The following is a 26,148-nucleotide window of genomic DNA, read 5'->3' as shown; positions in this document are numbered from 1 at the left end:
ACCGTCAGCGCGGGACGTGGACCCCGGGCGTCAGCCCTGGCGCGCGTCCGTGACCTTCCCCGTGAGGAGGGGGCCCTCCAACCACTCGTCCTCCTTGAGGATGTACACCTGCATCCGCAGGGACTCCTCCGACTCGGTCAGCGCGTCGGTGACCGTGGGCACGGACACTTCGGTGCTCGTCCCGCCCTTGGGGACGGACACCCAGAGGGAGGGACTGTCCGTGGACAGGGGCCGCTCCGGGTCGGCGGCCTCGCCGAGCCCGGAGAGCCACTCCTCGTCGACGTCCTTCGTGGACAGCTCCGTGCCCTCGCGCACCGGCAGGAGGTCGAACCGCGTCTCGATGCCGGTGTCGGCGGGCTGGGAGAGCTCCACCTTCCAGGTGAGCTTCTGGCCCTCGGTGACCGAGTCGGCGACCGGGGTCACGGTGACCGTGGGCATGGGGTCGTCGTTCTCGACGAGCACGCCCCCGAAGGCGCCGCCGACCGCCGTGCCGCGCATGGCCTTGGCCGCGACCTCGTGGCGGAGGTCGTAGTTGTAGCGGGAGTTGCCCTTGACCGTGATCGACACGCCCACGGAGCCACCGGCCTTCACCGTCACGGTGCGGACGGTGGACTTGTAGGTCTCCGGGTCGCGGACGGCGAGCTTGATCACGCCGGTGCCCTTGCCGGTGACCCGGACGGGCACGCGGTAGGTGCGGGTGCCGGAGTCGCCCTCCTTGACCGTCAGCCTGCCGATGTCGACACGCGGGAGCGCGACGGGGCGTACCGCCGGGGTGCCGGGGCGCCAGCCCCAGGCGTCCATCAACCAGAGCTCGCCGGAGCTGCTGCGTGGGGTGAGCTCCAGCGACTGCGTCCGCTTCAGGTCGACACCGGCGCTGACGGCGGCCTTCAGCGGGACGCGGACCTCACGCGCCCAGTGCGCGGCCGTCGAGTCGGAGCCGGGAAGGCCGTCGACGGTGACCTGACCGAGCCTCACCCGCTTGCCGGAGGTGTCGGTGAGGGCGACGTCGAGCCGGGTGTCCCGGGTGTTCGGCGGCACCATCACCCGCAGGGCGAGCGCGTCGGAGCCCGCCAGCGAGAAGGCGCGCTCCGGCGTCAGCCGGACCGGGGTGCCCGGCTTGGCCCAGCGGGCCGTGACCGCGTTGCGGCCCGGCTCACTGGTGGTGTCCGCCCAGGACGCGAAGTGCGGCGACCTACCGGGTTCGGAGTCCGGCCTGCAGGCCCGGGCGGTGCTCGTCGTGATCTGCCGGCACACGCGCCCGTTCGTCACCGAGAGCGGGTCGTCGGGGCGGATCGCCGGGGTGCGGTTGCCGCCGACGGCGTGGGTCAGCACCCGGGCGGGGCCGGCCGAGGGCGCGCGCCGGTCGGAGCCGTCGAGCAGCGGGCGGACCCGGTCGTCGCCCGCGAGGAAGAGCCGCGCGGCGGCGGCGATGTAGGTGGTGCCCGCCGTCTGCTGCTGCTTGGCGCTCAGCCGGGTCTCGGCCCGTGCCGAGCAGACCGGGTCCGGGTTGTTCTTGTCGTCCCAGAAGTCGTCGGCGGCCGGGGCCTCGGCCTGGCCGGGCGTCCACTCCGTGTTGAAGAAGTTGTGGTTGGCGCCGACCATGTACACCGCGCTGTGCAGCGCCGTGCCCCGGCCGATGCCCCGGGTGCCGTCGAGGTAGATCTGGCCCTGAAGATCGCTCACATCGCCGTCACAGCCCGGCAGGATGGTCATGGAGGGCACGTCGGGCGTGGGGTTCTGGCCGAAGACAGTGGGGCCGATCAGGACGGTGCCGCGGATCCGCCAGCCCACCGGCCCCCGGTAGCCGTCCTCGGCGGGCGGCGGCGGGGAGACGCTGTCGAGAGCCGCCCGGTTGACGCCCTCGCCGCCCCGGGAGTGGCCGACCAGGAGCACCTTCGAGAGGTCCGCGGGCTCCGTCGCGCGCACGGCCGCGGGGGCCTTCGCGGGGTTCGCGCCCCACTCCGCCCAGCGGGCGAGGTGCCGGCGCACCAGGGACGAACGGGCTTGCGCCCCGAAGTCGGCCGTGCGGCCGTCCTGCGCGTTGACACCGTTCGCGGAGATGGAAACCGTCACATAGCCCTGGGATGCCAGGCGCTTCTGGTCGTGCAGGAAGCCGCGGTAGCTCGGGACCGCCTTGTCGCCCGGCTTGCACGGCCACTGCATGCCCGCGCTGTTCTTGCCGGGCTCGTAGCAGGTGGCGCTGCGGCCGTGGAGGAAGAGCGCCAGCGGTCGCTTCCCCGGCGCGTCCGTCGGGCCGACGACCGTGGCGCGCATCTCCACGGGCTCGGCGTAGCCCGGCAGCCTCACCGACTTCAGGACGTACTCACCGCTGATGGTGCGGTACCTACCGGCGACACCGGGGTCGACCGGGTTGACGGGGAACGGGTCCTCGGGCGCCGCCGCGGCCGACGAGCGCCGCTGACCGGGTGCCTGGTCAGCCCCTGCCGCGTCCAGCCGCCGCGAACCGGCGACCACCTGGAGTTCGCTCACCGGTCCGACCCTCGCCCCGCCGAGGCGGAGCCGGAAGGTGCGTTGGTCGGGGGAGGGCTTCGGGACGCCGAGGGTCCGCTCCCCCGAGCGGAACTCGACCAGGGCGCCGCCCATGCCCACGGGCTCGGGCGAGCTCCAGATCAGCTCCCCGCCCTCGACACGCCACCCCTCCGGCAGCCGCTCCCCGGAGGCGCCCGGCGGCGCGCCGGGTATGGACTCGGCGGCAGGTTGCGCGTGCGCCGGCCCTGACGCACCCGCCGCCAGCGCCACGGCCGCCAAGGCAGCCGTCAGCGCGCGTGAGACCTGTCTCACGATGGTGTCTCCTCGTCGTTGGTCGTGCTTCAGCGCCCCAGGAATCCCAGGAGCACCCCCCCGCACCGGGGAGAGGGTGACGTGTCGTCACCGGTTGTCCCACCTCGGGAACCTGACAGGAATCTGACCGGAGCCACACAGGAGCCGAACAAGGAGACGAAGAGGAACCGGACGGGAGTCATGGGGCCGGTCCGCCGATCGAAGGATCCTGGCCCGGAGCGGCGGCCGTTTTGCTGGCCAGGCTGATGTGTGCCCGTAGTACTGGATCCGTGCCCGGGGGCGGGCACGGCCGCTGGGGGGACTGTTGGACCCCCGCTCTGCTGGACCCCCGCTCTGCGCCTGCCGCTAGAGTGCGATGCTTGTTCGATTCGCCGCAGGGCGGAGGGGGAGGGGTTGTGAGCGCACAACTGAGGGACACCGCCGGGGAGTTGGCGGAGATATTGTGGCGGGAACACACCGTGTACCGGGAGCGGTCCGGCGGTGTGGTCATCCGGGGTGAGCATGTACGGCGGTGGATCAGCCTCGCTCCGGCGGGCGGCCGGGACGAGGTCCTCGTACGCGCGGGGCGCATCCTGGACGGCGGCACCACCGCTCCGGCGCGTTCGGAGGCCGTGGTGCCCCTCTCCGTCGGTACAGGCATGCTCGCCGCGACCTGCCGTCGCCTGCTCGCCGAGGCGGCGGCCGATGTGGAGCCGGTCGCGCCGGGACGGGCAGCGCCCGGGCGGTCCAAGCGGTCCAAGCGGTCCAATCAGTCCGGGAAGGCCGCGCGGTCCAAAGGCAGGGGGAAACACACCAGTTTCGGTTCATGGGTGATCCTCGCCTGCGTCGCCGGTGTGATCGCCCTGTACGTCTACAGCACCGCGATGCGCGGCTACTAGTACGTGCGTCGCCGCGGCATCCCACACACCATTCCGGAGAAGAGGGACCAGCAAGCCGACAGGGTCCGGCGCGGACGCGGCGGCGGACGGCCGCCAAGCTTCGACACCGACCGGTACAGGAAACGCAACGTCGTTGAGCGGGCGATCAACAAGCTCAAGCAGTTCCGGGCTGTGGGCGTGTACCTCGGCGCCTCGACCGCCGCCGCAGTCGTTCTATGGCTCCGCACGTAAGAGACCGGTCAGGCTCAATCGCCCCGGATGCGGGCGTGCAGGTGCATGTCGTGCCGGCCGTCGTCATGCACCGCAGCGCTGCGCTTGGTGCCTTCCAGTAGGTAGCCGGATTTTATGGCGACTCTGCAGGATCCTGTGTTGCGCGTCGAGTGGTCCAGCTCCAGGCGGTGGAAGCCGATCTCATACAGGGCCCAGGCAGTGAGCGCGGCGAGGGCACCGGAGGCCACGCCGGCACCGCGGGCGGCCGGGAGCACCCAGTACGCGACGCTGGCGTGGGCTTTGTCGTTGAAGCCTGCTCCACTGAAGCAGATGAGGCGGGTGCGGCTCGTGTCGTAGCGTCCCGCCAGAGCGACGAGGTCGCGGGTGTGCCGTAGGCGCTCGATGTAGGCAGCACCCATGGTGTCGTTCCACTTGGCCTCCCCGATGGCCAGTAGCGGCGACTTGGCGCCGTCCGCGATTCCGATGACCGCCACGTCGACCTCATGGCCGGTGCGGGCCTTGGGGTCGTGGACGATGCCTTGTCCGACGCGTGCGGGCAGACCGCCCAGGAGCTCGGGGTCGGCGTGATGCAGCGCCCAGCCGCGGCAGACCTGCTCGAAATGGGGCCCGAGGGCATTGCTGACGAAGCGGCGACGGCTGGCCTGCCAGACCCGTGTCGCACTGCCGGGGCGTTCGAGCTGGTCCCAGACCGGTCGCGTGATCGCGTGGTAGAAGCCGATCAGCGGTTCGGCGATGCGGTAGGTGGGCCGGTTGTCGCGGAAGGCATGGGCGTCCCGGTGGAGCAGGCCGCGCGTTCGGGGCTTCACGGAACCGTGAACTGTGGCTTCGACGAGAGATCGGCCCGACGCTTGCCGCAGAACCAGGTAGATCTCACCCCTGTCATGCCTGGGTAGCCGACGCTTTCCCCTTCTTCTTGTCAATATGACAGCAACTGAAGTACCGTGAGAAACATGGAAGTTGACTCCTGGGCACCGCCTCCCGTGCTGCTCGCGGTTGATCTCGTGATCTTGACGCTGCGTGAGGGCCGGCTGTGTGTCCTGCTTGTGGAACGGGGTGAGGAGCCATTTCCGGGCATGCTGGCGCTGCCTGGGGGTTTCCTCAATCATGTTGGTGAGGCGATCCTGGACGCCGCGCACCGCGAGTTGGGTGAGGAAACCGCGCTGGATGCTGGGCGGTTGCATCTTGAGCAGTTGGCCATCTACGGAGATGCGGGCCGTGATCCGCGGGGGCGAGTTGTTTCCGTGGCCCACTTGGCGATCGCACCAGGACTTCCTGAGCCGGTCGCGGGGACGGATGCCATGGGTGCTTCGTGGGTTCCTGCGGACACCGTCGCGTCCGGGCAGGTGAGGCTGGCTTTTGATCACAGCCGGATCGTGGCGGACGGGATCGAACGCGCGCGTACGAAGCTTGAGTTCTCGGCGCTGGCCACGGCCTTCTGCGGAGAGCTGTTCACCATCGCCGAGTTGCAGCAGGTATACGAAGCGGTGTGGGGCACCGAGCTCGACACCCGTAATTTCTACCGGAAAGTCCAGGCGGTGAAGGGGTTCATCGTCCCCGTCGGCTCGGGAAGCAGGACCACGGGAGGTCGCCCCGCGCGGCTGTTCCGGGCCGGGCCGAGGACGGTGTTGTCCCCACCACTGATCCGACCTGTGCCGTCCACGACGGAAGAGGAAGAGGAAGAATAGATGCCGAAAGACCTAGTGGTGATGCTCACCGCCCTCAATCTCGAGTACAAGGCCTTGCGTCGGAGACTGGCCGGTCCACAGGTGCACCGTCATGAGCGTGGCACGCGGTTCGAGGTGGGGACCGTGCCGGGCACGTCATGTCGTGTGGCGCTCGGCCTGACGAACAAAGGGAATCATCCCGCCGCAGTGCTCGCGGAGCGCGCGATTCAGGAGTTCTCGCCGGTGGCTGTGTTGTTCGTCGGTGTCGCCGGTGCCCTTTGGGATACCACCAGGCTGGGCGACGTGGTGATGGCTACGCACGTGTACGCCTACCACGGTGGGACCAGCGAGGACGACGGACTCAAGGCGCGTCCCCGGGTGTGGGAGGCGGCGCACGGCATCAGCCAGCTTGGCTCGTATCTGGCACGCACAAGCGACTGGGTCGACGACATGCCTGGTGACAGGAACGCGCCGCAGGTGCATCTCGGTGCGATCGCTGCCGGTGAGGTCGTACAGAACTCGCGGATTTCCGCCGAGGCAGAGTGGATCCGGCAGCACTACAACGACGCGCTCGCGATCGAAATGGAAGCCGCCGGCGTGGCACAGGCCGGCCATCTCAATGGGTCACCGGTCGCCATCATCCGCGGCATCAGCGACCGGGCGGACGGTTCGAAAAGCAGCGCGGAGGACCGTAAATGGCAACCACAGGCCGCAGCGAACGCGGCAGCCTTCGCCACGCGGCTGGCCGCGGAACTGATCGGAGAACAGGAGCAGATCGCAATGTCCCAGGACAACAGGGCCGACAGTCTCAGAGAACACGTCCGCAACACCGCCCGTTCCAGCACCGTTGGGATCATGGCTGGCTCAGTCACCGGAAGCAACGTCTACATGAACGCGAATCCCAAGTTATCCAGTCTGGCGGACCTGGTCGCGGAACTGGACAGCTTCCGTGAGCACCTGAAGCGTCACCACGCTGAGGGCGCCCTCGACGACGACACCTACCAAGAGGCGCAAGCCGAGCTGGACACCGCCAGCCAAGCGGCACGGGAGAACGCTCCCGAGTCACCGAAGAGGGTGACCATCGCACTCAAGAGGTTACGCGGTCTGATCGCTGACCTTTCCGAGCCGGCAGCCAGGCTGGCACCGCTGATCGTTGCGGTGGGTGGGTTGTCATGACCGATGGCACCAGCTTCACGCACAATTCGGCCGCATACGACTCCACCGTCGGTATCCAGGCCGAGACCGTGCACAACTCCAACGTGTACTTCATCAATCCGGAAGCATCGCCCCAGGAGAAGTACAAGGTTGGTGTGCGGTACCTGGAGGACGGCGTACCCAGTCGTGCTCGCGACATGATCAGTGACGCCATCGCCCACAGATACGACGATGCGGAGGTCCGTTTCCACTGGGTACTTGCCATGCTCAGTAAACGCGCCTACCACGACCTCAGCGCCGAAGAACTCCAGCGACTGCACCAGGCCTCCGAACTCGTACGGACCTACGCCGACGGAGTGTGGAGAACTGCCCTTTATATCGCCTTCGAACTGCTGGCGATTCTCAGCGACACGGACGGCGAAACCGGACCTGTACTGAAGCGGCTGCGAGAGCTGCCACCTCGCCAGCGTGACCCGATCCTCCACCATCTCGACCTCGTGCTCACCGGAGGGATGAAAGACAGCTTGTGGGCGGTAACCCGCGAGCTGGCTGAGACCTCCCGCTTCGGCAACGATCGTGCCCAACGGGTCTGGGCCTATTTCGAGCCCGAACCCATTGGGCCACGGGCGCTCCCGCCCAAGGCGAACACCACTGCCGACGCCCGGGCAGGCATCGCTGCCTGCGTCGGCCTGTTCACCGTCGCCACCGGGTTCCTCTGGATCTCGGCACTGGTAGCGGCTCCGGCCGCGGCAGTCGTCGAGTTGCTGGTGGCGCTTGGAGCCGGCTTCACTGCCGCACGATTCGGCCAGCAATGGTGGTACCAGGAGCACCGGCTGAAAGCCAAGAACCAGGAGTACCACACCGCGCAAAGGAGCAATGTTGCCTTCGCGGGAGACGGGTTCACCAACGGCGTCCGCCATTCCTTCGACCACTACTTCAGCACCCGCGTGCCGGTTGGGTTTGCCCCGCACCAATGGCTCGTTCATACCGCTGACATCCGTAATAGCCTAGCCGTGGAGATCTCGCTTCTCTACCGCGAGAGCAGAATCGGTGTGGACCGGGTCAACTGGCTGATTCGCTACCTGGCTCAGGATGCCCGAGACCGCTTCAACAGCGGGACTTTGGTCGACCATCGCCAGCAATACCGGGCACCGGTGAGAATAAAGGCTATCTGCGTTATCGCCTTCATTGCCCTCGGTATTACAACCCTGGCTCTGATCGTGACCATGGTCGTAGCGGCTGGCCCGTCCCATGTGCTACTGGCGCTCCTCGCCATAGTCGGTGCAGTCTGGGCCGGACGTACAGCGGCGTTGTCGTGGCTACATATGCGTAGCGAAGAGCGCCGATACGCCGAAGAAGCCCACGAATATCATGAGCGCGTGAGTGCGCGACAAGCGGCGTATCAGCAATGGAAGACCTTCTTGGACACCACGCGGCCCACTGAGTTGGAAATGGAGACCTGGCTCACCTGCGACAAAACCCTGTTTGTCGACGAAGCGTTGCGCCACTACCAACTCAGTTGGCGCAACATCATCGCCCACACCATCCTGATGACACCTGCGCGCCCCTACAAGCGTGGACGGGAAAAGGGTGGTCCTTGGCGGTACTCGCGCTACATCCTCCGTTTGTTCCTGGTTACACAGGATGGTGTCCGTGAAATCAACACCGAATACGACTTCACGGACGCGACACGAACGAACGAGCAGCGAAGCAACTACCGGTTCGACGCACTGTCCTCCGTACACGTCACTGAGCGCGCCAATGTCGGCTACGACCTGGAACTGATCCTGACCAACGGACCTGCCAGGAACATCCGAGTCAAAGACGCCGATACGCATCAACTCGCTCCCGACGAAAATGCTCAGGAAATCTCCGAAATGAACCTTAATTCGGCTGGTTTCATCCACACATTTCGTCTCCTGGAGGGAATCGCAGCAGAAGGAAAGGGCTGGATCGAACGAAACAACCCCAACAACCCGCCATCCTTCATCGCTGCCGACTGAGTTTCCGGGTCTTGAGGTCGGGCAGGGGGCTGGAAAAGGCGAGATCACCCAAGTTGGACAACTCGGGCACCTCGCAACTTTGTCGGAGTCCTGTCCGCCCACTCCTCAGCCCAGCCGCAACTTGAGTTTGGGGATGCCGTGGCCGCCACAGAGGACATTACCGAGAGCAGACTGCTACTCGCCGAGTACGACCGAATAAAGGAGGAGCAGAAGGCTCGGATCGGATTCCGTGACAACCTGCTCTACGTCACGCTCGCCGCGTCCACTGCGGCCCTGGCGATAACCGTCCAGAACAGGCACGCTCAGGTGTTGCTCGCCGTCCCCGTGATCTGCCTGGTTCTGGGCTGGACCTACCTGGTCAACGACGAGAAGATCTCGGCGATCGCCCGCTACATCCGCGACCAAATGGGGCCGCGGTTGGCCGAGCTCAGTGATGCCCGCGGCGCCGTGTTCGGCTGGGAGGTCTACCACCGCGGTGACGCAAGCCGCACCACGCGCAAGCGTCTGCAAACCGCTGTCGATCTGTTCACGTACTTGGCATTGCCGATGACCTGCGTGATCGCATTCTGGTGCTCTCGCGCTGTCCAGCCTTTGCTCTTGATCGTCTCCATCGCGCAGATGCTTGCTCTGGCCGTGCTGGGCTGGCAGTTCCTGCGCTACGCCGAGCGATAGAGCGCGCCCCGGACCGCACCCGACCGTCCCGGTCTGTCCGCGAGATCACCGCCCGCGTCTCCGAGCGCGACTCGCATCTGAGTGTGGTTGAGACCGCTACGAGCTACGGCCCAGACGCCGAGGCCGAGGTGCCCGCGGCCAACCGGCGCAGCGTCTCGGATGCCGTCAACGGTAAGGAGATGGTGATCCGCGGGGGATACCGGCACCTCGAAGTCTGGATGCGTACCGAGCAGCGAGCGTCACTGCCTCATCAGCGAGGGCGCCAGACACTGTGGCGCGATTCATGCGGACCGGTTCGGGCCCGCGCTGTGCCTCCCGCAGCGGGAGCCCGTCCACATCGAGGACCTGCTTCTGCGGAGTGCGAGGGGGAACGACATCCCGGTCCACGCGCCCAGCCGAGGGAACGGCCATGCAGGTCGGCATACGTGGGTGTCGGCGGGCGACCGCGCACTGTGAGTGGACATCGTCGGCGAGAGGACCCCTGTTCCCGCGGCCCTGGCCGAAGACGAGGACGACGTGATCACCATCGCCGAGCAGGAGATCGACCTCACCTGTCGGCTGATGCAGCGCTACGGGTGGAACGCAGCCATGTACTGCAACGTGTGCCGGGCCGTCCTCAACGGGCTATAGCCGCAACTGGGACCACGCACGTCGAAGGGCCCCGCAGTAAGCGCCTGTCTGTCCTCAGGGTCTGGTGGATCTGTCAGGTTGCCGCCAACTGAGACCAAAACTGAGACCACATACGTTGAAGGGCCCCGCTGCAAGCAGCGGGGCCCTTCAACGTATTGCCCGGTGAGAGCAATGGCGGAGGATACGAGATTCGAACTCGTGAGGGGTTGCCCCCAACATGCTTTCCACATGTTCGTTTGGGGGTTCGGGGAGGGACAGGGGCGTCCTGACCTGGGGCGGATTGGACTGTTCAGCGGCGTCCGGACGCGGCTGAATGTAGGCGAACGAGACCAGAACTGAGACCACGAGGTGCCGGATGGGTGGCTCGCGTCGTCCGGCGGATGCTGTGCGGCGAAATTCCTACTTGTTTGATAATGTCGGTTCCATGAGCGAAATTCCTTACAGCGTCGGCGAAGGACCGGCCACCAGGGTCAGTCTCTCCCTCCCCGAGGGGACGGCGGAGGCGATTCGCCGACGGGTCGGCAAGCGTGAGTTCTCCGCGTTCATCACCGAAGCGGTGGAGCGCGAGCTGCGCGGTCAGATCTTGGATGAGTACCTGGCCGACTACGAACGCCGTCAGGGGCCGATCTCCGAGCACGAGCAGGAGCGGGCACGCCGGGTCTTCGACGAGGTGTTCGCCGAGGAGGGGCAGTGGCCCGCCGCAAGCTGAGCCACGAAGGCACCCTCGTTCTCGACTGCGAGGGCCTGTCGAAGTTCGTCAGTGATCACGAGCCCGTCGTCGCCCTCATCGCCGAAGCCCGCAAGCGGGGCATGGAGGTGGTCATCAGCGCACTCACCATCATCGAAGCGGTGCATCGCCGGACAGACAAGGCGCGGCTCGCCTGGGTCCTGTCCGGCGTTCGAATCGTGCACATCGGCGACGAGGAGGCCAAGGCCGCCTCAGCCATGCTGATCAACGCCGGGCTGCATGGTCACAAATACGCCATCGACGCTGCCGTGGCCGAGACGGCGCTGCGTCAGCGCCGCCCGGTCGTCATGCTCACCTCGGACATCGACGACATGACGAAGCTCTGCGGCGACAGAGTGCGCCTGGTCGCCGTGTAGCCGACGCCCAGGACCCGAACGCCGGGGACTGAAGGTCGGCCCGTATGTCCTTGTCCGAGCGCGGCGGGGCCGGTGGATCAGTCGGCAGCACCCAGGGCCGTGAACGGCTGCGTGGCCGGACAGCTCGTCTTTCATGGTGCCGTGAGGTGCAGCAGCCGCGCGTTGGCCTCGTCCGGCGCGAAAGGGGCAGGAGCGAATCCGTGGCGGACCGAAGTCCGAGCCACACCAGCATGGCGTGGTGTTCCTCATGGGCCGGGTCGGCGAGGATCACCTTGAGATCGCTGTAGCCGGGGGCGCCGCCGCAGTCCTCGGGCGGGCACGCCCCGGCACCGTCCATGCAGTGGACCAGCTCAGCCGCTACGACGGCCTGTCCGCACTCCGCCTCAATCCCCTGGGCGCCCACGCCGCCGGCCTCGCGGGCGACTACGCCCCTGCCCAGTTCCCCGCCTCGGCCGTCCCGACGGGCAGGGTCACCGTCCTGGCGAACTTCGACATCGTCGCCCTCGACGGGGGAACCCAGTGCGTCGGCGGATTGCCCTCTCACCGTATGGGCCCCTGGACCGCGCGCATGTCGGCGTGTGCGCACGCTCCGCCGGGCTTCGCGGCGGCCCCGCACGCCCCGCAGCCCCTAAACGGCGTGAAGACCTCTTCCAGCCGGCGGACGGCTCCGTCGTCACTTACGTGAACACGGGAACGGGAAAGGCCCCGGGCACGATCGCCCGTGCCCGGGGCCCTGGCCGCGCTCATCGCCCGTGCGTCAGGCGACGACCACGGCCGTCGCTTTGCTGTACGCGTAGCCGCTGGAGTGGCCCGTGCGGAGGGCGGTCACCTTGACGGTGATCCGCAGACTGCGCTGCGCCCGGGTGAGGACGAACGTGGACTTCGTCGCGCCCGTGACGGCCTTGCCGTTGGCGTACCACTGGTAGCCGTACGACGTCGGCGTGGGCGTCCACGTGCCGCGGTTCGCGGTGAGCGTGCGGCCCACCTTCGCCGTGCCGGAGACCGACGGCAGTGTGGTCGCCTTCGGGGCGACACCACGGGCCACGGCGATCGCCGTCGTCCCGGCCGCGCCGCTCGCGTGGCCGGTGCGGTTGGCCTTCACCGTGACCGACAGCTTCTTGCCGAGCTGGGAGGCCGTCGGGACGTACGAGGAGGCGGTGGCGCCCGCGATGGCGACGCCGTCGAGCCTCCACTGGTAGGTGTACGACGTCGGCGTCGGCGTCCAGACGCCGGCCTTGGCGTACACCCGGGTGCCGACCTTGGGGGTCGCGCCGAGCGCCGGCGGTGTCGTGGCCTTCGGCGCGACGCCCAGGGCGACCGTGGTGGCCGCCGAGGTCGCGGTGCGGGACGGGGCCCCGGTGAGGTGCGCGGTGACGGCGACCGACAGCTTCTTGCCCAGCTGGGCGGCGGTCGGGACGTACGAGGAGGCGGTGGCGCCCGGGATGGCGACGCCGTCGAGCTTCCACTGGTAGGTGTACGACGTCGGCGTCGGCGTCCACGTGCCGGTCCGGGCGACCAGACCGGTACCGACCCGGACCGTGCCCGCGATGGTGGGGGCGGCGGTGTTGGCCGGCGGCTGGGGCGCGGTGACCGTGAACCGACCGCTGAAGTACTGCCATCCGTTGGTCGTGATGACGCCGAGCGCCCACGAGCCCGTGGCCGCGTTCGTCAGGTCGAGCGTGGCCGTGAGGGTCCGGCGGTCGGGCGCCACCGAGACGGTGGTCGACTCGATCGTCGTGCCGCCGGAGCTGATCCGGACCTTGTCGCCCTCGTGCAGGGCCGAGCCCGACACGTTGACGGTCACCTTGGTGCCGGTGACGCCCGTGGTCGGGGTGACGCCGGTGACGCTGTACTTCTCGGGGCCACAGGTCGTCGAGCAGACCAGCTCCGCCTTGTAGGACGTCTGGGACGCCTTCTCGGGCAGGCCGAGGACGAAGAGGGTCGGGACGACCTGGGTGCTGTACGACCCGTTCAGACTGCAGCGGCTCTCGCCGCCGGACGCGGCGGCGCAGGCGTTGTCCAGGTCGGTCTCGTACAGGGCGGGCACGGCGGTAGTGGCCGCGCCGTTCGTGTCGCTCACCTTGACGGCGAAGGTGTCGTGGTACGAGGTGGGCAGCTGGGCGCAGAACGCCGTGTGCTGCTCGTCCAGCGTGCCGGAGAACGGCCCGTATCCGTACGTGATGTTCGGGACCTTCACGCACTCCGGCGACGGGCCGGCGGCCGTGGCGATGCGCAGGGCGTCGAGCCGGTACGAGTCGGCGGCCTTCTGGGACGACGGGACGGTCAGCAGCACCTGGTACCGGGTTGAGCCGGTGACCGCGCAGCTCCTGTTCCGGTTGGTGCACGTGGTGACGGCGCCGTCGGCGCCGTGCGCCAGGATGTTGGTGGTGCCGAGCGCGTCGCGCACATCGAGGTGCAGGACGTCGGCCGGGTCGGCCGTGGTGACCTGGTGGCACACCAGGGTGCCCGGCTCCCCGGGGACGCCCGGCGTCGCGGGGCCGTTGACGGTGGTCGCCGGAGTGGGCGTGCAGCCCTTGGCGGTCCCGGTGACGTCACGGCGGACCAGGGTGTGTTCGGCGGTGGCGTCACGGCCCCGGAAGAGCGCGGTGTACGCGGCCCCGGGGGTGAGGCGGCAAGTGGTCCAGGTCGTGGGGGCCGAAGCGGCCGAAGCGTTCATGGAGCAGGCCTGCTTGCCCGCGGCGTCGAGGACCCAGAACATGGCGCCGTTCGTTTCGGCGACGGTCCGCATCTGGAAGTTCTCGACGGCGCTGTGCCCGTCCGCGGGGATGGCCAGGCAGTACGAGAACCCGTCGGCGCCGGCGCCCGTGCGCAGCCGCGCGGACGCGGTCGCGGCGGTGAAGTCACCTGCGGGGAAGACCTGGCAGCCGCTCCCGGCCGGGTCCGTACGGTGGAACGCGACGCGGTACGTCTTGTTTCCCGCGTTGCCGCTGCCGTGGGACACGAGGGCGCGGTAAGGGGCCGGTCCGGTGAGGGCGCACGCGAGGCTGGAGCCGGAGCACAGGGTGTCGCCGTCGGCGTTGACGACGGTGACGTCCGGGGTCGCCGCGAAACCGGTGTACGCCGTGAGAGCGGCCATGCGGGCGCCCTGGGGCAGAGGCAGTGTCAGGCAGTCCACCGCGGCGCCCGAGACCCACGCTCCGTCGTTGACGCCGAGGCGCGCGGGCCGGCAGCCGGCGGTGGACCTCCGGTCGAGGACGAGCGTCGTCTCGTCGGTCAGGATCGTGTAGTCACCGTCGGCCGGAACGGTGCAGGTGTTCCCCCGGCAGACCGTGCGCCCGGCGCTGTCGTACAGGGGCATGGCGGACCGGTAGCCGTTCGGCCCCACGCCGTACACGTCGTAGCGGCCGGCCGTCGAGGCCCTGAAGACCTTGCAGTCGACGGCCGGGTCCACGACGGTCGCAGCGGAACCGTAGGCGTTGACGGGCACGGTGGCGCAGCCGACCGGGTCCGACAGCCTGCGCGCCCCGAGGGCGTACGCGCCGGGGTAGCCCTGCGGCGACTTCGCGACACGCACCAGCACCCGGTACGGGCCGTCACCGCGCAGGACGCAGCCCGGATTGCCGTCCCCGCTGAAGGCCGGGCAGAGCGGGGCGCCACTCTCGTCGGTGATCCACGCTTCGACGGCCGTGTCGTACGTCTGCGGATCGAGGCGGATCCGCTCACCGGCCCTGGCCACGAGGCCGTGGCACCGGACCGTGAACGGGTCGGGAACGGTACCGGTGACGTGGGGCGAGGTGAAGGGCGTGTGGATCGCTTCCCCGGCGCAGTCGGCGGTGGCGGCGCCGAGGGGCACGACGGCGAGGGTGTTCGCCTGGTCCTCGTCCCAGTAGTTGGGGATCCGGATCGTGTACGCGCCCGTCCGGGGCAGGTCGCACCAGCCGCTGTAGTACGAGACCGTCTGGTCCTCGCACTGGACTTCCTGCGCACCGTCGTAGACGTGCGCGTACGTCCGGTCGTTGCCGGTGAGGACGCGGTGCATACCGGGCTGCTGGACATTGACGGTGAAGCAGACGGACCCATTGGCCGGAACCGTCGCCTTGCCCATGGCCTCTTCCCCGGTGCCGCCGATGGAGGCGAGCGGGAGAGGTGCGCATTCCTCGGTTCCGGCGGCCCACGCGGTGCCGGCGCCGACCGGCACCAGCAGCGAGAGCAGGATGGCCAGCGTGGCCATCAGAGCGGTGGCGTGCGGCCATCCGGTTCCGGATCTGCCTTCCGCACGCGGGTGGTACGACATGAAACCCCCAGGAGATCACAGGTTCGGGGTGCATGACCGCCAAGAGGCCCAGACGGTTGTATGACACATGGCGTAGGCCGACCGATCCGTGACCGGAGGTCACCGGCTTCGGTGACTCGACGACCCAATGGGTGCCGGGGAACGGTGCGTTGGTGTGGCGTCCTGCACCCGGCCGTAATAGGGCGCCAGTTGTCACGCATGTAGGAGTACGCACGCCCTGTTGCGATACGAGGCGCCTGGACCGGTCCCGAGCAACAAAGAACCGACCGTTCCGCCGTGATCTCGTGTGTGACCTGCGCGAATGAGGGTTTTCTCCCGTTCCGCGGCCGGCATCCCCTTGTCCGCGTCGACCCGGTTTACCGCCCTGTCTGGTGCCGATCTGGTGCGGACTGGTGCAGCCGAACGCGAAGTGCACGCCTTACCCGTACAGCCAGTGCTCCAGCATCTCGTCTCGGGTGACGCGTTCGTGAAGCAGCTCGTCCCGCCTGATCAGCCACGGATGGGGCATGGGCGTGGAAGGCCAAGCCGGGCCCGCGACAGGTTCGACGGCTTCTGTGTCGCGCTGGGAAGGGACGTCCGCCCTGGTGTTCCGGCGGCTCTGGACGAGGCTCCTCAGTTCCTTCGGCGTCGGCCAGGGAGCACGGCGGTGGATCATACGGTGGCAGTTTGCACAGTGTGAGAGCGAGATCGCTGAGCTTGGTCCGGCCTTCGTCGGCCTCATGCAGGGGAACGACGTGGTGGCACTCGATGTAGCCGCTTCCGCGGTCGCCGTAGGCCTCCTCGAAGTCGAAGTCGTTCCCGATGAACTGGTGAGGCTGCTCGAACTCCACCGTAGGGAGCAGGAACGCGAGCGGGCGATCGCTGGGGAGGATTGGCGCGAGTCGGGGTTCGACTTCACTTCCCCCGTGGGCGAGCCGCTGGTGCCGAGTACGGACTACGACGTGTGGAAGCGGCTGCTTGCCGATGCCAAGGTCCGGGATGGGCGCCTGCACGATGCGCGGCACACCGCGGCGACGGTTCTGCTCATCCTCGGTGTCCCCGAACGGGTAGTGATGCAGATCATGGGCTGGTCGTCCACGGCGATGGCGGTCCGGTACCAGCACGTGACGGGCGGCATCCTGGCCAACGACGCTGACGACAGCGGCTCGGAGGACTCCGAAGAGTCTCGTTGAGACTGCAGATGAGACTAGGAACGTCGAAGGCCCCCGCTGCAAGCAGTGGGGGCCTTCGACGTATTGCCCGGTGAGAGCAATGGCGGAGGATACGAGATTCGAACTCGTGAGGGGTTGCCCCCAACACGCTTTCCAAATGTTCGTCTGGGGGTCCGGGGTGAGCCATCGGCGTCCTGACCTGCGCCGGAATGAGAGGCGGGGCGTCCGGTGGACGTTGCTGGACGGGGGCGAACGAGACCAGAACTGAGACCATCAGGGCAGGGCCGCCGAGGCCGCCCCGTCGGCACGGCCGCCTCTTGACCAGCCCCGCTGCAGCTTTGTGTGCCCCCGAGTAGGCGCTACCAGGACCGATCGGCAGTTGACGCTGGCTGCTGGGTCACCGTCCTGGAGTCGGATCGCCATCACGGTTCCGTCGGGGCGGATGGACACCGCGTTCCACTGCTCTGATGTGCTGCGGTCCGGCCACTGCCCTCGTAGGGCGTGTACCTCACTTCGGTATTCATTGACGCGCCCGTGGTGGAGGTGCGTGTAGAGGCTCTTCTTGAGCCCGGAAAATGCCTCTATGCGGGTGCCATTGAGGCGGTAGATGTGGTCGGTACCGACGAAGTCGATGTCGTGGATGCGGTGCTCCGCATCTCGCAGCCCGGCCGTGTTGGCGTGGACATCGTGCTGGAAGTGGCGTCGGCCTTGTTCCTTGGTCAGGTACTGGGCGGTGGGTTTGCCACCTCCGGTGAAGGCCGTGAGCGTGGCTGCTTCCGTCCGTGCCAGCACGACGCTGAACCAGGCAAAGGAGTCGGGCAGTACCTGGAACCCGGGGACGATCGTCTCTCCGCGGTCCGTGGGCCGCACGATGTCGGCCATACGGTTCCCCTGCTCCAGGGCGAGATCCAGGCCGGCTTCTGATGTCTCTCTGGACGGGCGGAGGACGGTCGTACCCGGCGCCTCCAGGATGTGCACGGCAAGGCTCTCCGTGGTGGGGATCTCGGTTCCGATGAGCAGGTACGGGACTGTGCCGTATGGCCCAATGTGCACGGACTCTACGTGGGCGCTAGCCGTACCGAGCTGCTTCTGTACCTGGTGAACGCTGCTGTGGGTGCCCTTGGAGGAGAGGAGAAGGACCTTGGACGGCTGGCCTGGTTGCCAGGCTTCGACGAAGAAGTGGGGCCGTCGCTGTAGCGGCTCCGGGCGAGTGCCGGTACCAGAGCTGCGTAGGGTCCAGCCGGCCTTCAGAGCGATGTCCGCCGGGATCACGGAGACCGAGTGGTCGGGGTAGCGGGACCTGACCAGCTTCTCGGCCAAAAGAGAGGCGAAGCCGGTGCCGATTTCTCCGGACTGGGTGGCCTTGTAGAAGCGCAGGAGATCGCGCCCTTCGGACGAGAGCTGCAGGTAACGGCCGCGGTTGGCTTCCAGGGCCTGGCTGTAGCGCAGGCTGCCCCAGTGCTCGGCGAGTCCTCGCCCCGCACCTTGGCGGGCCGAAGCGGCTCCGAGGCCGATGGCGTGGATGACCTGCCAGGGTGTGAGTGTCAGTGATCGCGGCGCTGCCCGGACGGCTCTGTAGTCGGTACGCCGGCGAAGAGGGCTCCGCCCGTCCTCCATCCGCTTCTCGTCCTCGTCTGACGCAGCCTTGGCGACCTGGGCGGCGAGCTCGGGCGATGAGCGGACCTGGACGTGGGAGGTGGTGCTCAGCTCGTGGAGGATCTCGGCGACGGCTTTGGATTCGTCCTTCTGCACCGGCAGCCCTTCTATCGATGTGGTGTGGCGTGAGCTGGAGGACCGTAGGACAGTGCAGGGGAGCGCAAACAAGTGCGCACGAAGGGCTCAGGTCGGTATTCGGCCAGCCCTCTTCGAGGAACGTTAGGACGGCGCCGTGTAGGGGGCCCCCAGGACTATTAGGGGGATGCTGTGACGGACTCTGAGAGACCGGTGGAGGCGACGTCGGATGTGTACACGGGCTCACTCCCGTCCTGCTGTTCGTCTGGGGGTTCAGTGCCTCGGCAACTGGGGCCGCCCGTCGACAGTGGTGGGTTGGCTCGTCGTGGCGGTACTCGCTTATGAGGGGTGACCACCACCAGTGGAAGGCTCTCCTCAAGGCGGCGGGCATCCGTGACGGCCGACTCCATGACGCCCGTCACACCGCAGGCGCAGTCCTGCTCATCCTCGAAGTTCCGGAGACCGTGGGGGACGCGATCATGGGCTGGGAGCCCGGTCAGCCCGCCCGCATGCGCCGGCACCACCAGCACATGACGGACCAGGTGCTCAAGGACACCGCCGACAATATCGGCGGCCTCCTTTGGAACGCGCGCGACGAGTCGCCTGCTGCCTGATCACGGTCAACAGAGGAAGCCGTCGCTCCGAGCGCAGAAGGTCCGAGCGACGGCTCCTCGCGCCCACCATTCAGATGGCTGTCCCAGCCATCACTCCGGCTACCTCGGCGAAGTCCTCGCATACGAACTCCTGGCCGACGAGAACGTCCTGCCGGTGCTCCACCGGCGCCTGTGACACCTCCCGCACCCTGCTGGTCGACCACCTTGACGAGGCCGTCATGCTCGCGGGCACCGACGCCTTCGATGAACTGGTCCGGTCGGTCGCCCTCATCCACACCGTCTCCGCCCACTGGCAGCCCGAGGTCGCCGAAACCATGGCCCGCTGGCATGCCAGAAGCGCCCTCGGTGCCCCATCCCCCGACTGGATCAACCGCCCCGACGACTGGCGCCGACTCCTCCAGCTCGTCACCGACGCCCATGCACCCGGCCACGTACCGCTCGGCCACCTGGACCTCAAGCCGGAACACATCCGCCGCCGCGCCGACGGACACCTCGCCCTCATCGACGCAGAAACCCTCCGCCCGGACATCACCGGGCTGCCCGATCTGATCACCCTTGCCCACATGGCGGACCAGAAAGGACATCCAACCCCGCGCTGGGTACGCCACGCCTACCTGCACCACGTACGCGAACTCGGCGCCCAGTGGAACGACTCCGACCTCATACGCGCCCTGACGGCGTTCGCCGCCGCCACCGGTCTGCATTCCCTGCACGGCGCCCACGAGTGACCATCCCGGCGGTACCGTGCCACTTTCCAACGCAAGGAGAATCCCAAGTGCGCGGTATCCGAACCGTCATGGTCTTCGTCGACGATCCCGAAGCTGCCGCCCGCTGGTGGGGCGAGATCTTCGAAGCTGAGGTCAAGCTCGACATCAACGGCACCTCCGTCTACGCCTGGCTCGACCTCGACGGACTCGAGTTCGGCTTCCACCCCGCGTCCCCCATGGCCAACGCCCACGGGCGAAGCACCGTCCCGTACTGGTCCGTTGAGGACCTCGACACCGAACGCAAGCGCCTCCTGGAAGCGGGCTGCACCCATCACCGCGGCCCCCTCGATGTGGAGCCCGGACGGCGCATCTGCCAGCTCATCGACCCGTTCGGCACCGTCTTCGGACTCGACGGGCCCTGAACCCTCGGAGCCAACCCATGCGCCACTGGCCACTCACAGCCCTCCAGCTCACCACCCCCGAACTCGTTCTGCGTCTCCCCTCGGACGACGAGCTCGACGCCCTCGCTCAGGTGGCCGCCGACGGAGTCGTCCCCGACGGCGCCGTGTACTTCCCGCAGCCCTGGGCCTTCGCGCCGCCGACCGAGCGGGCCAGGAGCGTCGTGCAGAACCACTGGTGGGCACGAGGTGACTGGACCTGCGAGAACTGGCGCCTGCTCCTGGCCGTCTTCCGCGACGGCCAGGTCATCAGCCAGCAGAACCTCTCCGCCCGCGACTTCGCCACCACCGGCCTCGTGTGAGGCTGACCGGCAGGAGCACGAAAGGGGACCTGCGCGTCCATGCTCGGACAGCGGACGCAAGGCTGATAGCGGCTCGCGGACTACGCGGATGTCGCTGATGGTCCGCAGCAACTGCGGACCGGTCCATCCTCATCGCCGACTCCTCCCGCTGCCGTGTTCGATGCCCGCAGGCCCTCCCAACCCTGGTGTTCTCGGATGAGCGAGTGCTCGCGTGGTACGCACCGTAGAGGGGAGAGAGCCCCCGCGAGCGGGCCCGTGATCAATTGCTGGGGGCACTGTTGCTGGATGTGAGGGTGCCAGCGGCGGGGACGGTCAGGATCCGACGTACACCGGTCGCCAGGACCTTCCTCTCTTTGAGGCCGCCAATTCTCCCAAATCGCAGCCTACTTGACGATGCTCACAGGCTTGCAGTGAACGCGTACCACGTGGTTTATGTTGTTCTACGTGTAGTTGGCATTGCATCAACCTCAGGGGGAACGGCATGGAGCCAACAGATCCGGCGGAGCGGCCGTGGAACGCCCCGCCCCCGCCCCCGGTGCCACCGCTCTCACGCGGCGTCGACGTAGATCTGCGGGTCAGCAAGCGGCTGCTGTGGGTCGGCGGCGCCGCCTATCCGCTGCAGAACATCGCGCGGGTGTACACGCTCACCATCCACCCCAGGCGCAAGGAAGCCATCGTCCGCTTCTGCAGGAACGTCGCGATCACGCTGGCGGTCGCGATTGCCCTCACGATCCTCGGCGCCGTGGCCACCATAGGGAGTGAGGACGTGGGCGGCGGCATTATTACCTTCGTCTGGTACGTCACGGTGGCTGGGCTGATCTACTTCGTCGTGGAGCTGATCTCCGTATTGACGGCGCAGTCGCACTACGTACTTGCCGTCGAAACGTCCGGCCCGTCCACCGCGGTCGTGACCAGCGCCAACCGGGAACACCTGAACCAGCTCGTCGGCTACATCGCCCACGCGATCGAGAATCCCGAAACCGAGTTCCAGGTGAAGGTGGAGAGCATCACGATCAGCCCCAAGAACTACTACTTCGGGGACAACGTCAACATGTACGGCGGCACCGGAAACGTTGGGATGGCGAGCGCATGAGCGGCGACAGCTACTACTTCGGCGACAACGTGAACATGCACGGCGGGCGGGGCAACACCGGCATCGTCAAGAACCAGGCCGTGGCCGACGACGCCGCAGCGGTGTCTCCCGCACTGCAGTCGGCCGTTGAGGAACTGCTCCAGCTGGTCGAGGAACTCCGCGACCGGGTTCCGTCGGCGAGCGCCCAGGCCATCGATGAATCCCTGGCGGACATCAGCGCCGACGACGGCGCGCCGCCGCAGGACAGACACCGCGCTCTGATGGCCATCGCAGGCATCGCCGCGACGGTCGGCGTCGTCGGCCAGCCGGTCCTCGATGCGGTCAACAAGATCCTCGAACTGCTGGGTGCGCAGTAGGACGACATCGGCTACCGGCTAGCGGCGTCGGGACCGAGCTCGGGGCAGCTGCTGCGGCGATGTCGTTCGTGCGTTCACGTGCTGGACTCCTTGAAGCGTCCTCGCATCGGCCGACACGTTGTCTGGTTTGGTCTTGAGCGTTCTACCGAGGACCTGCACGCCGTCGGGCGTCAGGCTGCGGGGCTGCTTGGCGGCGAGTCACGCGATTCCCATCCGGCGGCGGCCCCGTGACCCGTCGCCCGCTGGGGTGTGGTCAGACGAGTCGACTGGAGTGATGTCGCAAGGCGTCTTCAGGTCGTGAGCGCTGAACATGGTCACGGGCCACGTCAGCTGGACCGAGGCCGTCACTAGGCGACCCGCCATGGTGAACGAGCCACCCCTTTGTCCGGTCACGCCGGCCAACCGATCTATGCGGAATACACCAAGGCGGCGGAGCCGCCGGTGGCTACCTCTACTGCGATCCGAGCCGGGGCCGGAGACTGGTACGGCGTCGGACGGGCTCACCCAGCTGACTCCACAGCCGATCTCCTGAGCGGAGCAGGGTCCAGCCGAAGGTGCGATGCAACATCAGCTCCCCGACGCCGAACCCACCCATCATCCGGACCAGGAACCCGGCCTGGTCCAGAAGACGATGCTGTTCGCGGTGGGTAGCACTGCTGAACCCTTCAGCGCGAGCACCAGCTTCGATCGCCTCCAGGCGTTTCCTCGCCTTCCACCGCTCTGTCCGTGCCTCGGCGTATAACTCAGCGTCAGTGAACACCCGCCCTCTCGCACGCCAAAACGACGCAACCCGCTTGCGGTGATACTCGATCGTGTCCTCCTCGATACCGCGGTTCGTATGGCGAGCCATGACATCTTGAGCGCTCTGCAGCTTCCTCAGGACTGGGGAAAGGCACAGAAATATCCCGAGGCGGCCATAGCCATCGAACTCGCAGTAGGTGTAGTCGGCAGCCTGGCGGATCTGTGCGGCGTCGTCGCGGTACCCGTTGGAGTTGGACGGGAGCTTGAACTCGACTCCGAAAACCGGGTCGTTGTCGAACCACGACCCAGGGTCACGAGGCCGGAGAACGGCGTCCAGACGCAGGGCCTTGCCGGTCGGGTGCCGTCCGGGGACTTCGCGCTGAATGTGGAAGTGCGGCCTCAGCTTGCCGAGGACGGTTTCGGCGAGCTGCTTCTCATTGGTGTATTGGCCGGGCTCAGGCAGAAGCAGGTCGGCGTAGTTCATGCAGTCAGGGTGGCACCGGTCTCTGATACCAGGTAGAGGGAAGGTTGAACTGCCCTGTGATCGATGGAGATCTCAGTTGATGGCTGTGAGCTGGAGATTCGTGGTTGCACGGTAGTTTCCTCGGTTCGGGGCCGGGGCGCCGAAGTCGCAGTCGTCGCAGTCCGGGACCTAGTGGCGGCCGGGCCCGGGAGGGCGCGGCGCTGCCGGTTGATAAGTAGTGAACAGGCGGCGGTCGGCGAACTGCCAGGGCGTTTTCGCGGCGGTGGTGAAGGCGGCAGGGCCTTCTGGGAGATGGGTGAGGACGCCGAGGAGAAGGGTGTGGGAGACGGCCAGGAGGGGGCCGTGGAGTTGGGCGGTGTGGTGGAGGAAGACGGCGCAGTGGCGGGCGCGGGTGTGGAGGTCGGTGAGGCTTTCGCCGTCTTCGCAGCGTAGGGAGGGGTTGGCGAGGCGGCGGGCTCGCCAGGCGCGGTAGGCCGGCGGGTAGGTCTCGGCGGTGCGGCCGAGGACGATGCTCGGGGCGCGCCATTCGGCGAGGAGGCAGGAGGTGGCCACGATCGGCAGGCCCGTGAGGTACGAGACGAGGGTGGCGGTCTGGCGGGCGCGGGGGATCGGGCTGGTGACGATCGCGGTGATGCCCTCGGGGAGGGGGAGGGAGCGGCGTACCTGGTCGCGGCCCTCCTGCGTGAGAGTGGCCTCGTGCGGGGCGTGGTAGCCGGGGCGGTGGCCTTCGTAGGCGCCGTGGCGCATGAGCCAGATGTCAGCCAAGAATCCAGCCTCCGTCCACGCGCAGGGTCTGGCCAGTGATGAAGCCGGCGTCGTCGGTGGCGAGGAAGGCGACGGCCGCGGCGACATCGTCCGGGCGGCCCCGGCGTTGGACGCACTGGCGGGCGAGCTGCCGGGCGCTCATGGCCTCAGGGTCGTCGACGACGGTGTCCTCGGCGAGAACGCGGATGGAGCCGGGGGCGACGCAGTTCGCGGTGATGCCGCCGGGGCCGAGTTCGCGGGCGAGGGCACGGGTGAGTCCTTCGAGGCCGGCCTTCGCGCTGATGTAGCCAGTGAGGTCGTGGCGGCCTGCAGTGGCGAGGACGGAACCGATGGTGATGATCCGGCCCCAGCCGGCGGCCGTCATGGCGGGGGTGAGCTCGTGGGCGAGGAGGTAGTGGCTGGTCAGGTTGGTGGCCAGCGCATCGTCCCAGTGGGTGGGCGTCATCTCAGGCCAGGGGCGGCGGGGGTAGGCGCCGGCGTTGCTGACCAGGATGTCGATCGGGCCGACCTGGTCGTGGGCCTGGTGGCAGAGGGCGCGCACGGCCTTGGCGTCGCGGAGGTCGGCCGCCAGAGAGATGGCGGTGCCGCCGCTGTCGGCGATATGGGTGGCGAGCTCGGCTGCGGCCTGGTCGTCGTGGAGACGGGCGAGGGCGACGGTGGCTCCGTCGGTGGCGAGTCGGCGGGCGATGGCCGAGCCGATGCCACTGGTGGCTCCGGTGACCAGGGCGGTGCGGCCGTTCAAGGGGCCGGGCATGGCGACTCCAGCGGGCAGAAGTAGGTGATGGGGTCGAAGGTGGGGCTCATGGCCTCGGCGAGCCGGGCGAGAAGGACGAGCCGGTCCTCGGGGGCCAGGTCGGCCAGGTTGTAGACGCCGAGGATGCGCATGGCCACGTAGGGACGGAGCAGGTTCGCCAGGTCCGCACCGGGCCAGAGGCGGTCCGCGATCGGCCGTACGAGCTGGTTCCAGTACGCGGTCACGGCGGCTCGCCGGGGCGCCGAGAGGCGCGGGGTGTAGTCGATGTGGATGGTGCTGGTGGTGGGGTCGACGGCCGCTCGTCGGAGTTCGGGCGCGTTGGCCGGGACGTGGGTGAAGGTGGCGGTGTGGTCGGCGAAGGCGGTCGGGTTGTACGTGGGGACGAGCCAGCCGCCGAGGGCGGAGGCGTACCAGAGGAAGTTCGCGAACTCGCCGGGGATGCTGTTCATCCCTGCGGTGTCGTAGTCGAACCAGGCGAGTGGGTGGGCAAGGTTGACGTCGGTGGGGTCGCCCTGGGTGAGGGCTGCCCAGACCGGCTCGGCGGTGGTGAAGTGGGAGCGGAGCCAGCGGAGGGTGGCGGCCCAGGCCAGGTGGTGCCGGCGACCGTTGATGCTCAGGGTGTAGGTGCCGAGGCGGGAGACCGGGGCGTCGATGAGGCCGTCGGCGATCAGGAAGTCCTTGCCGGCGTAGTACGTGTCGAGGCGGCCACTGGGTGCCGCTCGGTCCCAGTACAGCTTGCGGACGACGTGCGCCGGATCGGCCGGCCATGCCGTCGCGAGGATGACCGCGCGGTAAGCGGCCGTGAGTTGGTCCATGTAGGTGTGGAGGTCGCCGCTCGGCTCGTCCGCGTTGAGGAGGTCGAGCAGGAGGCCCTGGTCGGTGCCGCCGGGGAGACGTTCGTACGCGAGGAGGTGCCCGCCCGGCACGCGCAGGTGGGCGTGGAGGACGGGGACGCGGTAGTGCTGGGCCAGGTGGGCGTGGCCGCGGATCTCCTCGCGGGCCTCGGCCGGGTCGCGGGTGTACTTCAGGAGCAGCGGGCGGCCGAGGAGGTCGACGGGGCAGAGCAGGTTGCAGGTGAAGCGCCGTACCGGACCGAGTCGGAAGGGGCTCTGGATGGTCATTGCCTCACCCCGTTGAGCAGTTCGAGGCAGACTTGGGCCAGCGCGGCGGGCGAGAAGGCATCCATGTGGATGTTCGTGTCCGGGGCGATGACGTCGCGGACGGGGCAGAGGTCGCCCTGGTGCATGCGGTCGGACAGGTCGGTGGCGACGGCGTGGTGGTGCGGCAGGCCGGTGCGCCACTTGCTGTGGCTGTGGCGCGCGTACAGGCCGACGACCGGCGGGCTGCTGCCGTCCACAGAGCTTGCTCCTGGCACCGGTGGCTGGATTGGCGCCGCGCGGGAGGCGCGGAGCTCCGATGCTACGGCCGAGTGTCGCCTTTCAAGGCTCTATCGACAGGCTTGCCGCGCCATGGTGATCAGCTAGCGCGTACTGATCCAACTAGTACTCCAGCCGGACTTCTCCATTAGCGCTGGTCAACGGCTTGGGCGTGGAGAGTGTAGCGGGCTGGAATGGGAGTGGGACGGTCTTTGCCGGGCC

Annotated in this window: 26 protein-coding genes and 2 pseudogenes; 17 read left to right on the top strand and 11 right to left on the bottom strand. The window is 68.0% G+C overall.

Annotation, left to right across the window (positions count from 1 at the left end; genetic code table 11):
* Nucleotides 1–30 precede the first annotated feature (30 nt).
* Nucleotides 31–2,802 (bottom strand): hypothetical protein, encoded by a 2,772-nt coding sequence (locus tag ACFVV1_RS03845; RefSeq protein ID WP_389984037.1) that lies wholly within the window; start codon nt 2,800–2,802, stop codon nt 31–33.
* Nucleotides 2,803–3,197: 395 nt separating this feature from the next.
* Between ACFVV1_RS03845 and ACFVV1_RS03840 the strand changes: the two genes are divergently transcribed.
* Together ACFVV1_RS03840 and ACFVV1_RS03835 are read left to right on the top strand one after the other, a co-directional pair.
* On the top strand, nt 3,198–3,680 hold the full coding sequence (locus ACFVV1_RS03840) for a hypothetical protein (RefSeq protein WP_389984034.1): 483 nt from the start codon (nt 3,198–3,200) through the stop codon (nt 3,678–3,680).
* Nucleotides 3,681–3,911: pseudogene (locus ACFVV1_RS03835) on the top strand (IS5/IS1182 family transposase); the annotation flags it as partial. It abuts the gene before it with no gap.
* Nucleotides 3,912–3,925: 14 nt separating this feature from the next.
* Here the strand turns inward: ACFVV1_RS03835 and ACFVV1_RS03830 are convergent.
* Nucleotides 3,926–4,717 carry a GNAT family N-acetyltransferase gene (locus ACFVV1_RS03830; RefSeq protein WP_389984031.1) on the bottom strand — a complete coding sequence of 264 codons (792 nt, stop codon included), beginning with the start codon at nt 4,715–4,717 and terminating at the stop codon, nt 3,926–3,928.
* A 144-nt stretch (nt 4,718–4,861) separates the two neighbouring features.
* Here ACFVV1_RS03830 and ACFVV1_RS03825 point away from each other — a divergent pair, with 144 nt between their 5' ends.
* The 7 genes from ACFVV1_RS03825 (at nt 4,862) to ACFVV1_RS03795 (ending at nt 11,139) form a co-directional block, all read left to right on the top strand.
* On the top strand, nt 4,862–5,596 hold the full coding sequence (locus tag ACFVV1_RS03825) for an NUDIX domain-containing protein (RefSeq protein ID WP_389984028.1): 735 nt from the start codon (nt 4,862–4,864) through the stop codon (nt 5,594–5,596).
* Entirely contained in the window at nt 5,597–6,751 is a 1,155-nt protein-coding gene (locus tag ACFVV1_RS03820; RefSeq protein ID WP_389984025.1) for a purine phosphorylase, read from the top strand.
* Nucleotides 6,748–8,733, top strand: a complete 1,986-nt coding sequence (locus ACFVV1_RS03815; protein WP_389984022.1) for a hypothetical protein — start codon at nt 6,748–6,750, stop codon at nt 8,731–8,733. The genes ACFVV1_RS03820 and ACFVV1_RS03815 overlap by 4 nt, the downstream gene beginning before the upstream one ends.
* 138 nt (nt 8,734–8,871) lie before the next feature.
* Entirely contained in the window at nt 8,872–9,405 is a 534-nt protein-coding gene (locus ACFVV1_RS03810) for a hypothetical protein (RefSeq protein WP_389984019.1), read from the top strand.
* A 456-nt stretch (nt 9,406–9,861) separates the two neighbouring features.
* On the top strand, nt 9,862–10,035 hold the full coding sequence (locus tag ACFVV1_RS03805; RefSeq protein WP_389984016.1) for a hypothetical protein: 174 nt from the start codon (nt 9,862–9,864) through the stop codon (nt 10,033–10,035).
* 424 nt (nt 10,036–10,459) lie between these two features.
* On the top strand, nt 10,460–10,744 hold the full coding sequence (locus ACFVV1_RS03800; RefSeq protein ID WP_030973973.1) for a hypothetical protein: 285 nt from the start codon (nt 10,460–10,462) through the stop codon (nt 10,742–10,744).
* Entirely contained in the window at nt 10,726–11,139 is a 414-nt protein-coding gene (locus ACFVV1_RS03795) for a DNA-binding protein (protein ID WP_366133204.1), read from the top strand. The genes ACFVV1_RS03800 and ACFVV1_RS03795 overlap by 19 nt, the downstream gene beginning before the upstream one ends.
* On the opposite strand, the gene ACFVV1_RS03790 is transcribed toward ACFVV1_RS03795, so the two are convergent.
* Entirely contained in the window at nt 11,075–11,476 is a 402-nt protein-coding gene (locus ACFVV1_RS03790; protein WP_389984011.1) for a hypothetical protein, read from the bottom strand. The two genes, ACFVV1_RS03795 and ACFVV1_RS03790, sit on opposite strands and share 65 nt — an antisense overlap.
* Here ACFVV1_RS03790 and ACFVV1_RS03785 point away from each other — a divergent pair.
* Nucleotides 11,375–11,824, top strand: coding sequence for a hypothetical protein (locus ACFVV1_RS03785; protein ID WP_389985179.1), 450 nt, complete (start codon nt 11,375–11,377; stop codon nt 11,822–11,824). The genes ACFVV1_RS03790 and ACFVV1_RS03785 overlap by 102 nt on opposite strands.
* Before the next feature lie 72 nt (nt 11,825–11,896).
* On the opposite strand, the gene ACFVV1_RS03780 is transcribed toward ACFVV1_RS03785, so the two are convergent.
* Nucleotides 11,897–15,331, bottom strand: a complete 3,435-nt coding sequence (locus ACFVV1_RS03780; protein ID WP_389984008.1) for a hypothetical protein — start codon at nt 15,329–15,331, stop codon at nt 11,897–11,899.
* Nucleotides 15,332–15,983: 652 nt separating this feature from the next.
* A pseudogene (locus tag ACFVV1_RS03775) lies at nt 15,984–16,185 on the bottom strand (HNH endonuclease); the annotation flags it as partial.
* Between ACFVV1_RS03775 and ACFVV1_RS03770 the strand changes: the two are divergent.
* Nucleotides 16,114–16,566, top strand: a complete 453-nt coding sequence (locus ACFVV1_RS03770) for a tyrosine-type recombinase/integrase (RefSeq protein ID WP_389984005.1) — start codon at nt 16,114–16,116, stop codon at nt 16,564–16,566. The pseudogene ACFVV1_RS03775 and the gene ACFVV1_RS03770 sit on opposite strands and share 72 nt — an antisense overlap.
* 252 nt (nt 16,567–16,818) lie before the next feature.
* Here ACFVV1_RS03770 and ACFVV1_RS03765 read toward each other — a convergent pair whose 3' ends face one another.
* The gene (locus ACFVV1_RS03765) at nt 16,819–18,297 is read right to left on the bottom strand and encodes a hypothetical protein (protein WP_389984002.1); all 1,479 of its coding nucleotides are present in this window, start codon (nt 18,295–18,297) and stop codon (nt 16,819–16,821) included.
* A gap of 320 nt (nt 18,298–18,617) precedes the next feature.
* On the opposite strand from ACFVV1_RS03765, the gene ACFVV1_RS03760 reads away from it, so the two are divergent.
* The 6 genes from ACFVV1_RS03760 to ACFVV1_RS03735 all read left to right on the top strand — a co-directional run bounded on the left by ACFVV1_RS03760 (nt 18,618) and on the right by ACFVV1_RS03735 (nt 21,806).
* Nucleotides 18,618–18,890, top strand: a complete 273-nt coding sequence (locus ACFVV1_RS03760; protein WP_389983999.1) for an integrase — start codon at nt 18,618–18,620, stop codon at nt 18,888–18,890.
* 74 nt (nt 18,891–18,964) lie between these two features.
* Nucleotides 18,965–19,618, top strand: a complete 654-nt coding sequence (locus ACFVV1_RS03755) for a hypothetical protein (protein WP_389983996.1) — start codon at nt 18,965–18,967, stop codon at nt 19,616–19,618.
* A gap of 47 nt (nt 19,619–19,665) precedes the next feature.
* A complete protein-coding gene (locus ACFVV1_RS03750) occupies nt 19,666–20,019 on the top strand; it encodes a VOC family protein (protein ID WP_389983993.1) in 354 nt (117 codons plus the stop codon).
* Nucleotides 20,020–20,036: 17 nt separating this feature from the next.
* A complete protein-coding gene (locus ACFVV1_RS03745) occupies nt 20,037–20,357 on the top strand; it encodes a hypothetical protein (RefSeq protein WP_389983990.1) in 321 nt (106 codons plus the stop codon).
* A 481-nt stretch (nt 20,358–20,838) separates the two neighbouring features.
* Nucleotides 20,839–21,450 (top strand): DUF6232 family protein, encoded by a 612-nt coding sequence (locus ACFVV1_RS03740; RefSeq protein ID WP_389983987.1) that lies wholly within the window; start codon nt 20,839–20,841, stop codon nt 21,448–21,450.
* On the top strand, nt 21,447–21,806 hold the full coding sequence (locus ACFVV1_RS03735) for a hypothetical protein (protein ID WP_389983984.1): 360 nt from the start codon (nt 21,447–21,449) through the stop codon (nt 21,804–21,806). The genes ACFVV1_RS03740 and ACFVV1_RS03735 overlap by 4 nt, the downstream gene beginning before the upstream one ends.
* Nucleotides 21,807–22,257: 451 nt before the next feature.
* On the opposite strand, the gene ACFVV1_RS03730 is transcribed toward ACFVV1_RS03735, so the two are convergent.
* The 5 genes from ACFVV1_RS03730 to ACFVV1_RS03710 all read right to left on the bottom strand — a co-directional run bounded on the left by ACFVV1_RS03730 (nt 22,258) and on the right by ACFVV1_RS03710 (nt 25,907).
* Nucleotides 22,258–23,031 carry a hypothetical protein gene (locus ACFVV1_RS03730; protein WP_389983981.1) on the bottom strand — a complete coding sequence of 258 codons (774 nt, stop codon included), beginning with the start codon at nt 23,029–23,031 and terminating at the stop codon, nt 22,258–22,260.
* A gap of 168 nt (nt 23,032–23,199) precedes the next feature.
* Nucleotides 23,200–23,796 (bottom strand): histidine phosphatase family protein, encoded by a 597-nt coding sequence (locus ACFVV1_RS03725; protein ID WP_389983978.1) that lies wholly within the window; start codon nt 23,794–23,796, stop codon nt 23,200–23,202.
* Nucleotides 23,789–24,550 carry an SDR family NAD(P)-dependent oxidoreductase gene (locus ACFVV1_RS03720; RefSeq protein WP_389983975.1) on the bottom strand — a complete coding sequence of 254 codons (762 nt, stop codon included), beginning with the start codon at nt 24,548–24,550 and terminating at the stop codon, nt 23,789–23,791. Before ACFVV1_RS03720 ends, ACFVV1_RS03725 begins: the two co-directional genes overlap by 8 nt.
* On the bottom strand, nt 24,535–25,671 hold the full coding sequence (locus ACFVV1_RS03715) for a hypothetical protein (protein WP_389983972.1): 1,137 nt from the start codon (nt 25,669–25,671) through the stop codon (nt 24,535–24,537). Before ACFVV1_RS03715 ends, ACFVV1_RS03720 begins: the two co-directional genes overlap by 16 nt.
* The gene (locus tag ACFVV1_RS03710) at nt 25,668–25,907 is read right to left on the bottom strand and encodes a hypothetical protein (RefSeq protein ID WP_389983969.1); all 240 of its coding nucleotides are present in this window, start codon (nt 25,905–25,907) and stop codon (nt 25,668–25,670) included. The genes ACFVV1_RS03715 and ACFVV1_RS03710 overlap by 4 nt, the downstream gene beginning before the upstream one ends.
* Between the last annotated feature and the right edge of the window lie 241 nt (nt 25,908–26,148).

Origin of the sequence: Streptomyces sp. NPDC058092, from assembly GCF_042884935.1 — a bacterium.
GTDB lineage: Bacteria > Actinomycetota > Actinomycetes > Streptomycetales > Streptomycetaceae > Streptomyces.
Note: the sequence above shows the minus strand (reverse complement) of the source record. Positions and strands in the feature narration are given on the sequence as shown.